Origin of the sequence: Bacillus sp. AR8-1, from assembly GCF_008042345.1 — a bacterium.
GTDB lineage: Bacteria > Bacillota > Bacilli > Bacillales > Bacillaceae_G > Bacillus_A > Bacillus_A cereus.
Map to the genome: position 1 here is coordinate 34430 of NZ_QNUB01000014.1, position 15660 is coordinate 50089.

A 15660-nucleotide genomic window follows, 5' to 3' on the forward strand; every position below is an offset into this window, starting at 1 on the left:
AAATGATTATCCAGCTTTTGAGATACTTTGAGGGAATTTAGCACCTTACGCTAGCTTAGCAGCTTTCCTGAAGGGGATTTTGTTTTTTTACATGACGAAATGCTTAAAAACATAATATAAAATAAACATGTTTGATTTTCATTCATGTTTAATCTTTATAAACATCCATTACCTTAAACGTTTGACAAACTAGCATTAAGTCTGGAGTAAAATTAAGTCCATACCGACTTAATTCCCAAGTGAAAAATTTAACGTGCTCACTATACCAATAATCATAGCTTAAATCGCCTTCACCCTCAGATCTTGCAAAATTACTTGTTACTTCATTCATTTTTAGTAAATCGATCTTTGTATATTTTATAATTGCTAATGGATTATTGTCTCCATCCAATACAATATCGTACTGACCAACTTTTTGAATTTCTTCCCCTTCAAGCTCATAAACACAATGTGCAGCGCATGTTCCTGTTTTGATTCCTTTAACTACTAAACTTCCTAATTTATCTCCCATTTCTTTGGAACCATCTCCAAACATCCACGAATCTGGAACACTCATGTTTAATCCATTTTCTTTAGCGTACATATACCAATATTCTTCTATCTTATTAACTGACATCAGTCACTCATCTCCTTAATATTTAAATGTTTTGAATTTAACACGTGGCATATTATCTGTCAATATTTTAGAAGAACTTGCAATACATCTACATCAATAAATGTTTATAAAAAATATAACTCTTCGTAAACATATTTTCCATTCTGTATATTAATGCGAATAAACGAAACTCATACTGTTATTCTGCTGAAATCGTTACGGAAAAGTAAAATAGTGGATAAAAGAACAAACTATAAATAGTTTTATTTACCAATAATATTTTCTTTGTTTCGTAGCATATTAAACGTACAGGAGGTGATATATGATGGCAAACAATCGTAACAACTCTTTAGTGGTTGCAGGTGCAGAAAGCGCACTAGATCAAATGAAATATGAAATTGCACAAGAATTCGGCGTACAATTAGGCGCAGATTCAACTGCAAGAGCGAACGGCTCTGTAGGTGGAGAAATCACAAAACGTCTCGTTGCTATGGCAGAACAGCAACTTGGTGGATATAACAAATAATGCTAGGTATAAAGTAGAAAAAGGAGAGATTATATCTCTCCTTTTTTTGTAAAATATTCGATTAGGAATATTTTATTTGTTATCTATCTTGTCTCTTATTACTTGTATCTTCCAGCCACTTAGAAACATATTCTTGCATACGAGATTCTAATGATTGAATCGTTTCATTTGAGATAGTGAGTGCTTGATCCGCATACTTTTTCGGGAACATGTTGCGCAAAGTAGGTTCATTTTCAGCACCATCTCCTGGTTCACGGTAATCTTCAATGATGTAATCATCCCCATTTTTTGTGACCGTCACACGGACTGGAAGTAAATGTCCTGCTTGAGAAACTGTCTGTGTTTCGCGGTTGTATCCTTGCATGAGGGAATGAAGGTAGACATACATTTTTTCATCCTTCATTTCAGTTCCATAGATTACATGCGTCTCAAATTGTTTTTCTGTATGATTTAATTTGTCTTGATTCCAGGCAATGATACTTTCTGAAATAAGGGATTCTAATTTGCTGTTTAGCGGAATCTCCGTTACATCCTTTGCATCATTTTGGACAGAATCACACCCTGTTGCAATGAAAACGAGTATGACAATGCTTACGGTAATCATTATCTTTCTCAAAATCTTATTTTCATATTTTAATGCAAAACGTCTGCTCATCAATTCACTCCATTTCTCTTCGTGCTAATCATTCACTGACATAAATCTTTTATATGACAATAGTAAAACCGACTTCAAACTAGAAACTTATTCTATCCAAGGAAATATATCAAATTGTATAATACATACTATACCATTCTTACACATAACGGGAGAAATTCTATGAGAAAAGTTATAATGTATTGTGGAATCTTTATTATGATTCTTTTAAGCGGTTGTATCCGATTCGGACAAGACACTACAGATACCATTTATCTCATTCCAGAAGCATACGAAGGAGACCTATTGGTACTATATAATGTTCCAGGAGCTGAGTTGTTGCCAGAAGAAGATGGATTTCGTGTCGTCACTTTTTCTGCAGACGGGACCGCAGTTACATCTACAGCCGATATGAAATATGGGGAAGTCAATGACACGTATTACACGGTTAACAAGGAAGGTAAGCGCACCAAACTTGATGAAAGCTGTATACGCGTTGGTTCAAATGGAAGCACTACTGAAAACATTGGTAAAGAAAATGAGCATACATTCTCATACGCGAAATTGGAAGTTACAACTAGTGCTTGCTCACAAAGATTTTCATCATACGGGAGAGAAGTATCTGAAAATCAAGAACATCCTGTAGAGAAGAAATTGAGGGAATTATTGGTGCTCGTAAAAGAGCAGTATATGAAAGTGAAATACTAAATTTTCAAAAGGATGAATGGATGATGTTAGGGATAGGGTTGATTGTAGTAGGCGTTTTACTTGTCAGCGTTGTATCTTACCGAGAAATAAAGAAAGCAGGGGGCGTAACCTGGATTGAAATTCTAGTATATCCCTTTTTATTATTAATAGGCGCGTTACTCGAACATTTTGATCTGCCAGATTTTTTAATATTTTTAGGTTTGGTATGTATTGTTTTTGGTAGCTGTATGGTCATGGGCGTCAATATTCTATAACATTAAGAGCAAAGCATCTAGTTCAGATGCTTTTTTATTTTATTTTGTAGTTTTTATTTTTAATGTCTATCACACTAGTTACCCAGACATACAGGGTTCCAAGTGCTGGTAAAAAACTTAGCAAGTTGAATGTATTCTCTATAATATAGAATGAAATAAAAATGGAGGAAAAATAAATAGACAATGGAAGAAAAATGTATACGTCACGTTTTAAAGATTTTAAACTTTGCACTTTATTCACCTCAGCTTTTCTGGCATTATGTTTTAAATAAGAACCCGCAAGTTTGCATATTCTCTTGGTGATGATTTTTAAATATGTAACTCGATTCTAAAATACGGTATATTGAGTCACTATAAAAATCAAATATTAATTTTCTAAAATAATCTTATGCAAATCTTATTGCGTTAGAAACACAGCCCGAATCATAACAATTGTAAATGGATCTAATTCGTTATCGGCCATACCAGTATCCGTATCTTAACCAATGACAAATCCTATCATACCTTTTAAAATACCAACATGGATTGTGGCATCCACATTAACTGTTACAAATTTCATCACGTTTAATTTCGTTTCTATCGTAGTCTTGGATTTCCCATGTGATCATGCGTTCTGTAAGCTAATAAAAAACGCACCGTAACCCAGTGCGTTTCAGACAAATATACCTATATGTTTTACTTTGTAATTTGGAAGGAACCACCATAATAATATGAATTGTCTACTTTTAGTACTGCCACATATGTACCTGGTGTGTAAACCGTTGTAATTGGTGTTGTGAACCTAGAATAGTAGTGGTGCCCAGCCTCACCTGCAGAAATGGTTTTGTAGCGTTGCAATTTACCTTCTCCGTTCAATCGATAAATCTTTACAACACCTACATCTTTTCCGCCTATATACACCGTCGTATCAAACGTACCACCTTGTTTTAACGTACCAGGGGCTAATTCTTGTAGATAGTCCACATTGTGATGCAATAAGAAATACGTCTGCCATGGCCAATCATCCACAATAGCTGAAGCTTGCTTAATCGTATTTACTTCAGCGCGCGCTTTATCAGGTAGCGTACTGTCTAAAACGATAAAACCCGAAAAGGTTAAGGCACCGATTAAAGCAAATGAACATAATTTTTTCATATTAAATTCCTCCCGTTTATCTGACATTGTCATAGTCCACTTACAGGTATTAGGTTGTCATCCATTAATTGGATTATTATTCTAAAATCAATATATCATTTTCTTTCAATTTAATCAAATTAGAATTTTCTAACAAGTGATGAGGATAGATAAAATTCCATCTTTCTCCGTTTTTTCTATCATACAGAAGAAAGAACAGAGGCGATAAAGAAATTTTATTCCGCTCTCTTTTCAAATTAACAACATTTCCCGTTTGTACGGTACGAGACTATATTAAACATAAAATAGACACGAAAGGGGATTGGAATTAGCGAATATTTACATGGAATCTAGGAGATGCAAGCTCAACATTTCATAACGGATCGATGGTTCCATTTCAACAGACTCCGAATCCGACAGTAATTTTGTTCTGTTTACTCATGAGGTAACGGAAGAGAATTTAGAAAAACTTGCTACAATTGCTCATCAGTATACAGAGGATACCATCCATTGTTACAATTACGGCAGTGTAGAAAAAGTAGGATAAAAGAAGAAAACATACTGTTCCAAATTAATATTCCATGTGTTTTTTTGAACATACATTCCTTTATTTAATGTATATATTGAATATACGGATATATTGTGTTATGATGTGAATTAGAAACTCGCGTGTTTCAAATACAACATTTTTATCTTCTTGATGACCTCTTATCTTTCCGTAAGAGGTCTTTTTTTATCCCTCCTCATTTGCATAGCCGTTAAAATACTATGAACAGATACTAGGAGACTACTACACTGTGATACTCTCTAGTATTTTTTCTTTATCCATATTATCTATTGTTGAGTAAATGATTAATTGTTAATTTTTGTATAATCTTTATAAAATAATAAAGGGGTATATATGAATAGGTATGTCCTTTTTATGTAATGATAATGCGAATTGAAGTGTAATACTGAAACGGTAAGAATCAGGGCCGAAACAGATAGTTAGGAAAGTAAAACAGTAACAGCAGACAATACTTATAATGAAAACGTTCATAATGGACTGTCTATGGATGGAGAAAAAAATACGAAAAGATAAAAGGGGCAAATGAATATGAACAGAGCCTTTAAAGGTATCGTATTAGCAGGTCTAAGTGTTAGCGGGTTGTACAATAGAAACATATGTCCTAACGCAGTCCAGAATATAAGCATGTAGATAAAGTATTCTTAGCTGATAAAATGGTAGAAGACAAGAAGACTATAGCAATGAAGAAATTGAAAGAGAACTAAGAGGTTTAGCATCCTGACTTTCTAAATAACATGAGTGTTTCTATAGAATGAATCCTTAGGAGGGCTATTGTGGAACCTTTAATCAATGGTATTTTATACTTTGTATTTTTTTTTGGAGCACTGTTTCTTATACTGGGTACTGCATTGGTTTTATTTATCGTGGCTGCATTACTAATAATCTGGAAGGAGAATCTATCATTTCTAATGATTAGTTTAGGTATAAATATACTTGTCATTCCATTGTCTTTTTTTATTGGCGGGATGGCAACAGATTCCCCTGGTAGTACGATGCACGATTTTTGGAAAGTATTTTTCTTTATTCAGGTAATTCCGTTCCCTCTAGTACTGCTATCTTTAGTTTGGTGGCTTATTCGTCGAAAAAAAGCAAAAGTTCATGTGTAGCGTTTTTAATGCAAATAAGCTGTCCGTTTGGGGAGTTTATTGTATTTATTACTAAACGTGATTATTTCCAAAATGAATGCAATAACACTATACAGTTAAATAGAAGGTGAAACATATTGAAATCTTATCAAACGTTAGCCCACTTGTATGCATTAGGACTAGGCTGCGGGCTTTGGGATAGAGAGGAGGTAATTTCATGGTGCGATAGGTTGATTGAAGCAAATGAGCACCCGCCATATGAAATTATGGAGATATCTTTAATGTCTAAAGCAAAGCTGATATATATAGAATTGGCTTTACTGTCATATAGCCGCATAGTTGATGAAAAATACTCGGTAAATATCCTTCTTTCTGTCTTAAATGAAAAGTTAGTAGCTCAGAAATGTAATGTGAAACAAGCGCTTACTTGCTCCACTCGTTTACTAGTAAACAGAGGCGTATATTGGGAAGAGGAATATTTTGATTTATACAGCCTTGATGATAGCTATGATATTGCACAGGAAGGGATCCATTTTAATAAAGAAGATGTGATTACTGCTTATATCGATACATTAGGTGCTTTTCGCGTCCATTTTAACGAGTTTGAAGATCTATATTTGCAAGTCATGAAACAGAAGTGGCAAGGGTAGAAGGCAGGAAAAGGAATCATTGAATCGTAAGAGTTACTTCCTGTATTTATCACCAAATTTATCTAGCCAAGACGAATCTGTCTTCGTGTTGATGAATTTTTGTCTCTTAATAACTTAATGCTATCATCTTTAATTTTTCCGACAGCAAGCAAAGCTAGCATTTTTAATGCATAATCAGACGCTTGTAAAGGAGCATCACTAATTAAATTTTTACCAGAGAGTAATTTATTTAATTAGTAGAAAAAGGAAGGGACCTATTTGGCTCCTTCCTTTTTCTCATACATACATAACGCTTGTTGACAACTTATGAAATAATAGCATTCATCGCTATTAAAATATAGCACTAAAAGCGATTTAATGGATATGCAATTATACATATCTGTTTAATTGCATGAATGGGAACAAAATGATTTAACTCTTCCGGTATGGAAACAAATAGATTCAGGTATATTTAGGGTAAGAAGACCTGATTATTGATTGCTGGTTAAATCATATTTCTACGTATCTGAAACAAATTATTTCACTGGATTGTATGTTATAGATGGTGAGGGATTTATGAAATGTAGATTGTTTCTTGGTTTTTTGCTCGTGATTTTACTTTGAGGATACATCGGAAAAGAAGTTACGTTATATACGATTCAAAAAGGGTTATTAGTTAGTGCATCCATAGATACGCTCCGTTTCCTGTTTCCTATCCTACTAAATTACCATTCCAAGCAGATACCTTCTCTTTCAAACAATTCATCCATTGAATAAAGATAATTCCGCCATACGTATCGGAGGGCATGAAGCTTTCTTAATACCATTTGGAATATATTTCAATATACTTCCGATACTATAACAGATCGAAAATTTCTCTATTGGAGGTATATAATGGCATATCCATTTCGTAACTTAGTATTTGAAGGTGGCGGAGTAAAGGGAAGCGCTTATATAGGTGCCATCCGTGCACTAAATGAAGAAGGGATTTTACCAGAAATACAACGATTTGGGGGGACTTCAGCAGGAGCGATTACTGCATTACTTTTAGGTCTTTCCATTCCATTCGCAGATCTTGTAAAAATCCACAAAGACATGAATTTTAAAGCGTTTAAAGATGATGATTTTTCGATTGTACAAGATAATATTCGTTTATTTTTTGATGGTTTTGGTATCTATAAAGGGGATTTCTTCACTGAGTGGGTAGGAAAGATCGTTGAAAAGTGGACAGGGAGTAAGGACACAACCTTTCAGCAGTTATATGACAAAACAGGAAAAGACGTGTTTTTCCAAGGAACGAACATTTCTACACACCAGCTTCGTACGTTTTCTCGTGAAACGACACCTGATGTCCCGTTAGTAGTTGCTGTGCGGATTTCGATGTCCATCCCATTCTTTTTTAAATCTGTGGAATGGGATAAAGATTATTATGTAGACGGAGGTGTACTGGATAACTACCCAATTCGTTTATTTGATCGGAAAAGTTTTGTGAATAAAGAAGAACACTTCACGACCACAGATACGATTGACGAGGTTAATAAACTGGTAAGCAATACGGAGGATCATTCTACACTAAGAAGCTTACACACGAAATACAATGCATCTTTCTTTGATCCTGCAGATGAAATTGTCTACAACAAAGAAACACTGGGTTTCCGTTTAGAATCTCAGGCCGAGATTGCCATGTTAAAACATATCGCAACTTCAACAGAACATCATATTGGCCATTCTCTTATTCATTTTGCATGGAATTTGTCTCAAACGATGATCAAAGGTCATGAGAGCGGAAAAACAACCAAAGAAGATGCTGCCCGTACTGTATTTATCAATACATTCTTTACGCCGTCGTTTAATTTCGATATCACAGAAGAAGAAAAGAAAACACTCATGAATTCAGGCTATACTTCTACTAAAGACTATCTACATCAGTTTAATACGTCTGAAGTAAAATTGTTTAATCGACCATAAAGCCGAGTGCAATGCACTTGGCTTTTTTTAATTGTCCTGTAAATTCTTTTTTTAGTAGCTAATAAAAATTCAGATAGACTATGCATAGAACAAGAGAAAGGAGATAACAGAAAGTAATAAATATAAGTTTTGATGACTTCTTATTTTGTAAAACTAGGGTGTAGAAAGGGTGAAACAGGTGGAAGAAAAACGAATTATGATTTATACAATTTTTCGGCTAACACAGTACAAAAGAGAAGCCTAAAACGGTGGATAGGAATGTATCAAAAAATGAATAGAGTAGCAAGACGGATTTATTGTGAAAGTAGGGATTTTCCTTTTTCTTTCTACTGATAATAAAGCGTTATGTAGACTGGGAATGTATAAGGTATTCATTGCTATTCCTTCAAAATGCTGATGTTACATCATATTAAAATAACCTCTAATTTAAGTATTGAAATTCTCTAAATCTCAATGTATTATATTCTTGTATTTTCTCACTTTGCTAAGCCTAGAAAACATCATCACTTCTGAAAGAACTCGAACTCCAGCGGGTTCTTTGAATTTACTTGAACTTATTTTTGAATCATTGTATTATATTTCCGAGTCTTACTCATATAAATCATTATCAGGAGAATCTGCAAATTTGCAGGTTCTTTTTTATTTTATTGAAAGTAAAATTTTAGCCAGTCATTTATTTTCATATTTTTGGTTTTTATACGTGTTTGGTAAAAATCAATGAGTTGCAAAAAAATACTATGCTGAAATCTAGTTCGGTATAGCAATGTGCATATAAAAGATCCCACTTTGCTATATCCCCTAAAAAGAGTCATAAAAATCTATATTTTTTTAATTCAGTTGCATACTACAAAACTTCTTTTAAAAGAAATGTATGTACATACACATTATATTTTGTTCCATAACTCTCTAACTTTTGTTCACGAGAGTCTGTTAAGTAAAGGATTATTGGCGGGTGGTGCAATAGGTGCAGAAGATGTGAAAACAAATGAAAAAGTACAAGTTGCTGTTGCAGGTAAAGAGGGAAATATAACGTATAAAGAAATTGATAAAGCAGAATCTCCATTGTTATTTGGAATGTATCCTTTATGTTAAGATCCGAATGGGAAGTTTGTTTTTTCTGATAATTAATATTTATACAAATTGTGTAATTAGTATACGGAAGTGGTTTTAAATTTCATTAATGTATTCCTTTTCATCTGAATGAATTATTTATTGCAACAGATTTCCCGTCCAAAATAAGATGTTCAAACAAAAGACAATATAAGTATCTTTATAATGATTTTTCAATATAATCAATGTGTTTATGAAAGGAACTCTGTGTTATTTTTGCTTTTTTACTAACTAATACAGCTTCAAACAAAGGACACAATTGCTACATACTAAGTGTGATTTATTACCTATTCAAAATTCTGTCTATTCAATCTTTCTAAAAATAAAAAAAGATTAAACTTATAAATATACAAGTTATAATGAGGGCGTCGAGACACAATTTATTACCTCTAGAGAAAATATCAAACCTTGTTTTGGATTAAAAATTCTAAAGAACTTGCCAGTAATTTTTTAAAATTGGACATACTGATATGATTACTATACGGTGGATAGCGGATTAGAAGGAAAGTTTATTCAACTCAATAAAGAAAGCGTTATCAAATGAAACTTGTTTTGAATCGATCATTCTAACAACTTAGATTCAACTACAGCTAAAAATAATAAATTATGGGGGTGCTTATATGAACATAAATGTAGCATCTATTAAAGAAAAAAAGGTTATTAAATACAAAAGTTGTTTTGATGTGATTGGACCCATTATGATAGGTCCTTCAAGTTCACATACTGCAGGTGCATTGGCTATTGGAACAGTTGCTAATAAATTATTTCAAGGTCTTCCAAAAAAAGTTGTAGTAAAGTATTATGAATCATTCGCTGAAACCCATAAAGGTCACGGAACTGATTTTGCAATTATTGCTGGTATATTAGGCTTTGCTGCCGATGACAGTAAAGTGCCAGATGCTATTAAAATAGCAGAATCTAAAGGAATTGACATTACCTTTATTGAAAAATCGGGTGATAGTCCTGCCGGTCATCCAAATACGGCAGATGTATATGTAGAGGATGAAAGTTGCAGTATTAGAACGATGGGTATTTCGGTCGGTGGTGGATTGATTGAAGTCAAACATGTTGAAATTGATGGATTTAGCTTAGATCTGCAGGGGCCATTACCAGTTGTTATTGCGATTTCAGAAAGAGCTGACTTTGAATTTGTCTTACGCAGGATCTTTAAACAATATGATGTGGAAATTAACAACTTTCATAGTTTGGAAGATAAAACAAAATATTTATATGCATTCGCTTTAGATTCGCTATTGCCTGGTAATGCTCAGAAGGAATTAGGAAGTTTCAGTAATATAGCTAATCTTATTATTCTTTAATTACATTAAGGAGTGAAAAATATGTATATGGCCATAAAAGAAATTGTGGATGCAGCTAATAAAAGCCAAAAGCCAATTTATGAATTAGCAATCGAACAGGAAATCGAACAAACTAAAACTTCTTATGAAGAAGTTTGGAGTAAAATGGAACGAAATTTAACGACTATGCAACATGCAATAAATAAAAGTATTGAGGGTGACGGTGTATTTTCTCCAACCGGTTTAACCGGAGGTGATGCTGTTAAAATTAAAAACTATCGAGAAAATAGGAAAGCTCTTTCTGGAGATTTGATGGTGTTAGCGATCCAAAGTGCTATCGGTGTTAATGAAGTAAATGCTGCATTAGGAGCTATTTGTGCAACTCCAACAGCGGGTGCGAGTGGGACAATTCCAGGGGTCTTATTTAGTATTAAAGATACGTTGCAGTTAAGTCATGAAGATATGATTCATTTTCTATTCACTTCAGCGTTATTTGGAACGATAGTCGCAAACAACGCTTGTATTTCAGGAGCGTACGGAGGATGTCAAGCTGAAGTAGGAAGTGCCTCAGCGATGGCGGCTGCAGCTGCGGTAGAAGCTGCGGGTGGAACGCCACAGCAATCTTCTGAAGCTTTTTCGATTGCATTACAAAATTTACTCGGTTTAGTTTGTGATCCGGTCGCTGGTTTGGTAGAAATTCCTTGTGTAAAGAGAAACGCCATTGGAACGGCAAATGCTTTAGCAGCAGCGGACATCGCATTAGCCGGCGTAAACAATCTCATCAATGCTGACGAAGTGATTGAAGCCATGTATAGAGTTGGAAGACAGATGCCTCGCGAATTAAGAGAGACAGGTTTAGGTGGTATTGCAGCTACACCTACAGGAATTGCCATTAAAAATAAAATCTTTGGGGAGAAACAATTAAATCAATAAGTTATCGAGTGTATTGTGAAATTTTTAACAATCTTTACTCTATTGTTCGCCTAAGGATGTCTGTATATTGGGGGAGTTATCAATAAAATATACTACTATATAATTAAAATATTTTATAAGTGGTAATAAACCCTTCAGGTTGATGCTTCGCTAATTTTTTGATTTTTATTAACCTAGAAGGGGGATATTCGTTGTGGCGCACTATATAAGCTATTCATTTTTCAAGAACGGTCTATATTCCTATATCTTAAAAAAGAAAATTAAGAATAGGACACAAGGAGGAATTATTATATGGATGGGAATACTGCAAAAAACATAGAATTTCAAGCTGATAACACTGCAGTAAAAAATGAGAAATATCTAGACCCTAAAAAGTGGCATAAACAGGATACTACCTGGGCATTGAGCCTTTTTGGAACAGCAATTGGAGCAGGAGTACTCTTTTTACCGATTAATGCAGGTTCAGGTGGTTTATTATCATTGCTGTTAATTACCATACTTGCATATCCTGTTATGTATTATTCACATAGGGCGCTTGCTAAAATGATTTACGCTTCGAACTCTGCCGATGAGGGGATTACAGGTACAATAAGAGAGTATTTTGGAAATAAGGCAAGTATCATTTTTAATATTGTGTATTTTGTCTCCATTTATACGATCGTGCTGATGTACTCGGTCGCACTTACAAATACCGCTAGTAGCTTTATCGTGCATCAATTGCACATGTCGGAGCCTCCAAGGTCCATTTTATCGCTTGTCTTAGTACTCGGTCTTATCGCTATACTAAATTTTGGTCAAGATATAACTGTAAAGATCATGAGCATGCTAGTGTATCCTTTTATAGCTTCTCTCCTTTTTATCGCAATATCTTTGATTCCACAGTGGAATACGTCAATGCTTAGTTTTTCAAGTGTTTCTACTGCTTCAACAGGAACAGGATATTTAGGAACGATATGGATGATACTTCCAATCATAGTATTCTCGTTTAATCATTCGCCTATGATTTCGTCATTTGTTATGAAACAGAGAGCTACGTATGGAATAGATGCTACTGATGCTAAATGTGCTCAAATACAAAAAGTTTGTTATATTATGACATTCGTAGTTGTTATGTTCTTTGTTTGGAGCAGTACCTTAAGTTTGACTCCAAATGATCTTAAGGTGGCAAAAGAACAGAACTTGTCAATCCTATCATATCTTGCTAATGAGCTTAATTCGCCAGTAATCACTATTGCAGCTCCTATCATTGCATTTGTGGCTATTACAAAGTCTTTCCTTGGTCATTATATAGGAGCGTATGAGGTAATGCGTGACATGATTATCAAGTCCAGTAAAAAACGTGGGAAAGATATAGGAGAAAAAACAGTTAAGACAATGATTCTTACTTTTGTCGTATTAACATGCTGGTATGTTGCTTATACAAATCCAAGTATTCTTGGAATCATTGATGCCCTTAGCGGTCCGCTAGTTGCTGCTATCTTATGTATACTACCAATGTATGCAATCCATAAAGTATCAGTACTTGCTAAATACAAAGGGAAATCGAGCAATGTATTTGTCATTATTATAGGTATTCTTACTGTCCTAGCAAGTATTAAGTCATTATTCTAATCCACTATTGTTAGTATCGATGCAAAAATCGTGGGATATGGAAAAAAGAAAGATTCTTATCGGAACGGAATTCTATATTGTTAAACTAAAGAAATCATGGTTTTGGACAAACTCCTCACATTGGAGAGTTTGTCTTTTTTTATTATATGCATAACTTTTATCATTTTAACCAAGAAGACCCCTTCCTCAAGGAACGCGAAATAAGTAGGTGGGAGATGAATTGGCTAAAATGATAAACTGGTGACCCAGTATGTAGAAGTGAAAAAGGGGAAAACTATTGTATAATTATCGATAATTTAGGGGGCGCCAAATGAAGCATAATAAAGAAGTAACACTTGGGGATTACGTTCAATTTTCATATCGTAAAAATCCTAATTTGCAATTAATGGGATTTGTGGTGAATGTTTTACAAAATACAATTGTTGTAGATATTGCGGAAAGAATGGATATCGAGATAGATGATTTTAGGCAGGTTGTAAAGCATGGTTATTATAATAAAGTGGTTCATAAGCAAATAAAGAATAGTGTTTCATAAAAAAGTGCTCCTATATAAATTTAGGAGCACTTTTTATGGAGAGAATTTCCGCAAAGTTTTTTTGTCAGAGGTATAAAATTTTCATATGAAAATACGTTTTGAAGATATTTTCTTATTTGTTAATTAATAATTTTTTCAATCTTTATAGCTGTTATGAATTTAAAATATTATTCATAAAAATTTCACATAATTTTATTAAAAAGAAAAATACTAATACTTGTTTTAATACTTTACCTAGAGTTATTAAAACAAATTTACTAACTGCGAAACAAGGAGGCATCACTGTGGACATTCGTGAAGGATTAATTCCAACAGCTTTAGGTACAGCAGTGACAGCAGCAGGTTATGCTCTTAAACAAACTCGTGGAACTAATAAAATGATTGCAAATACAGTATTTGGTTTTGGTTTAGCACACGTCGTTTTAGGTGTAATCGATCTTGTTGAACATCGTCGTTAGAACGAAAGGCAAGCATTGATATATGCTTGCCTTTTTGGGAGTACATTTATTATTCATTTTTCAAATATGTTTGTATGACGTAATCATTATCAATGTAATTAAATAGTTACACTACAAGGAAATTAGAAAGTAAAACTGTGAGCATTGAATTTTATGAAATGAGATGGTGATGGAATGGAATTTTCTTCTGAAAGTAATACGTATCATGCTGGTGACATTGTTTATATTTTTTACCGAAATCCTCATACTCAAGACGTAGCTAACATACAAGCTGCAGCAGTTGTAAATAATCCTGAAAGACCTAATGAATTAGCACTATTTCTTTACGAAACGTATTATCCACTAACAAATGAGATGGCTATATATGCTACCGAAGATGAGGCAAACCAAGCTTACACTTACTATTATGGTGATATTTCAGAGGGGATGTTAGAATGAATAAGCCATTTATGCCTAAGCTCGTATATTTTGAACCGAAAGCACTAGATTATCCTTTGGGGAAAGAGCTGTTTGAGAAGTTTTCAAAGATGGATGTTGAAATTCGACATACTACTTCTCATAATCAAGTAAGAGATTTGCCAGGGGATAACGATTTTCAAAAGTATCGAGTAGCAAAATCCACGCTGGTTGTTGGTGTTAGAAAAACACTGAAATTCGATACTTCCAAGCCTTCAGCAGAGTATGCAATTCCTTTTGCAACGGGATGTATGGGACATTGTCATTATTGTTATTTACAAACAACGATGGGAAGTAAGCCTTATATACGAACGTATGTAAATGTTGAAGAAATTTTAGATGCTGCTGATAAATACATGAAAGAGCGTGCACCTGAAGTAACAAGATTTGAAGCGTCGTGTACTTCAGATATTGTAGGAATCGATTATTTAACGCATACCCTTAAACGGGCCATTGAGCATTTTGGAGAATCTGAATATGGGAAATTGAGATTTGTTACGAAATTCCACCATGTAGATCATTTACTTGATGCTAAACATAATGGAAAAACAAGATTTCGCTTTAGTGTAAACGCTGATTATGTGATTAAAAACTTTGAACCAGGAACTTCTCCCTTAGCTAAGCGAATTGAGGCAGCAGGAAAAGTAGCTAGAGCTGGATATCCTCTTGGTTTCATTGTAGCTCCTATTTACCTACATGAAGGCTGGAAGGAAGGATACTATCATATGTTTGAACGCCTAAATGCTGAATTACCTCTTGATGCACGGGATGATATTACATTTGAATTTATTCAACATCGTTTTACAAAGCCAGCTAAGAGAGTGATTGAAAAAAACTACCCGATGACAAAATTAGAATTAGATGAAGAGAAAAGAAGGTATAAATGGGGGAAATATGGAATCGGAAAATACATTTATCAAAAAGAAGAAGAAGAGGATATAAAAAATTATCTCTATTCCTATATGAAACAGTTCTTTCCTAATGCAAAACTAGAATATTTTACATAAAAGAAACGAACAAAATTCATTACATCATCAATCTAAAAAATTACTCACTCAAAAAAGTGATATTGGTCAACAATTCGCTAATAAATCATTTGAAAAATTTATATACGAAAGTCTTTTATGTAAAAATATGTTTCATTATGAGCTGAATCCCAACAGTTAAACAGAAAAATAC

General features: G+C 33.8%; 16 protein-coding genes. 13 read left to right on the forward strand and 3 right to left on the reverse strand.

The features are described from left to right. Nucleotides 1–148 precede the first annotated feature (148 nt). Nucleotides 149–616, reverse strand: coding sequence for an ASCH domain-containing protein (locus DN400_RS08830; protein WP_000115719.1), 468 nt, complete (start codon nucleotides 614–616; stop codon nucleotides 149–151). Nucleotides 617–920: 304 nt separating this feature from the next. Between DN400_RS08830 and DN400_RS08835 the strand changes: the two genes are divergently transcribed. Further along, entirely contained in the window at nucleotides 921–1121 is a 201-nt protein-coding gene (locus tag DN400_RS08835; protein WP_000002881.1) for an alpha/beta-type small acid-soluble spore protein, read from the forward strand. A gap of 79 nt (nucleotides 1122–1200) precedes the next feature. On the opposite strand, the gene DN400_RS08840 is transcribed toward DN400_RS08835, so the two are convergent. Then, entirely contained in the window at nucleotides 1201–1776 is a 576-nt protein-coding gene (locus DN400_RS08840) for a hypothetical protein (protein WP_000091041.1), read from the reverse strand. A gap of 162 nt (nucleotides 1777–1938) precedes the next feature. On the opposite strand from DN400_RS08840, the gene DN400_RS08845 reads away from it, so the two are divergent. Both DN400_RS08845 and DN400_RS08850 read left to right on the forward strand, forming a co-directional pair. Then, on the forward strand, nucleotides 1939–2463 hold the full coding sequence (locus tag DN400_RS08845; protein WP_001233341.1) for a DUF6843 domain-containing protein: 525 nt from the start codon (nucleotides 1939–1941) through the stop codon (nucleotides 2461–2463). A gap of 20 nt (nucleotides 2464–2483) precedes the next feature. After that, the gene (locus tag DN400_RS08850; RefSeq protein ID WP_002094019.1) at nucleotides 2484–2717 is read left to right on the forward strand and encodes a hypothetical protein; all 234 of its coding nucleotides are present in this window, start codon (nucleotides 2484–2486) and stop codon (nucleotides 2715–2717) included. 675 nt (nucleotides 2718–3392) lie between these two features. On the opposite strand, the gene DN400_RS08860 is transcribed toward DN400_RS08850, so the two are convergent. Then, on the reverse strand, nucleotides 3393–3851 hold the full coding sequence (locus DN400_RS08860) for a DUF5065 family protein (RefSeq protein WP_000732057.1): 459 nt from the start codon (nucleotides 3849–3851) through the stop codon (nucleotides 3393–3395). A 1320-nt stretch (nucleotides 3852–5171) separates the two neighbouring features. Here DN400_RS08860 and DN400_RS08865 point away from each other — a divergent pair. The 10 genes from DN400_RS08865 to splB all read left to right on the forward strand — a co-directional run bounded on the left by DN400_RS08865 (nucleotide 5172) and on the right by splB (nucleotide 15488). After that, nucleotides 5172–5504: a hypothetical protein gene (locus DN400_RS08865; protein ID WP_000433527.1), complete on the forward strand. Its 333-nt coding sequence runs from the start codon at nucleotides 5172–5174 to the stop codon at nucleotides 5502–5504. Nucleotides 5505–5620: 116 nt separating this feature from the next. Next, nucleotides 5621–6133 carry a protein kinase gene (locus DN400_RS08870; RefSeq protein WP_147801638.1) on the forward strand — a complete coding sequence of 171 codons (513 nt, stop codon included), beginning with the start codon at nucleotides 5621–5623 and terminating at the stop codon, nucleotides 6131–6133. A gap of 873 nt (nucleotides 6134–7006) precedes the next feature. Further along, entirely contained in the window at nucleotides 7007–8080 is a 1074-nt protein-coding gene (locus DN400_RS08880) for a patatin-like phospholipase family protein (RefSeq protein ID WP_000331130.1), read from the forward strand. A gap of 1730 nt (nucleotides 8081–9810) precedes the next feature. Next, entirely contained in the window at nucleotides 9811–10509 is a 699-nt protein-coding gene (gene sdaAB / locus DN400_RS08895) for an L-serine ammonia-lyase, iron-sulfur-dependent subunit beta (protein WP_098276683.1), read from the forward strand. Between the two features lie 21 nt (nucleotides 10510–10530). Continuing rightward, nucleotides 10531–11421 (forward strand): L-serine ammonia-lyase, iron-sulfur-dependent, subunit alpha, encoded by an 891-nt coding sequence (gene sdaAA / locus DN400_RS08900; protein ID WP_147801639.1) that lies wholly within the window; start codon nucleotides 10531–10533, stop codon nucleotides 11419–11421. 291 nt (nucleotides 11422–11712) lie between these two features. Next, nucleotides 11713–13032, forward strand: coding sequence for an aromatic amino acid transport family protein (locus DN400_RS08905; protein WP_000348957.1), 1320 nt, complete (start codon nucleotides 11713–11715; stop codon nucleotides 13030–13032). A 310-nt stretch (nucleotides 13033–13342) separates the two neighbouring features. Beyond that, nucleotides 13343–13567, forward strand: coding sequence for a DUF2187 domain-containing protein (locus DN400_RS08910; protein WP_000682216.1), 225 nt, complete (start codon nucleotides 13343–13345; stop codon nucleotides 13565–13567). Between the two features lie 284 nt (nucleotides 13568–13851). Further along, a complete protein-coding gene (locus DN400_RS08915) occupies nucleotides 13852–14025 on the forward strand; it encodes a hypothetical protein (protein ID WP_000354585.1) in 174 nt (57 codons plus the stop codon). A gap of 174 nt (nucleotides 14026–14199) precedes the next feature. Further along, nucleotides 14200–14463: a transcriptional regulator SplA gene (locus DN400_RS08920; RefSeq protein WP_000396091.1), complete on the forward strand. Its 264-nt coding sequence runs from the start codon at nucleotides 14200–14202 to the stop codon at nucleotides 14461–14463. Next, on the forward strand, nucleotides 14460–15488 hold the full coding sequence (gene splB / locus DN400_RS08925; protein WP_001039638.1) for a spore photoproduct lyase: 1029 nt from the start codon (nucleotides 14460–14462) through the stop codon (nucleotides 15486–15488). Before DN400_RS08920 ends, splB begins: the two co-directional genes overlap by 4 nt. Nucleotides 15489–15660: the final 172 nt, after the last annotated feature.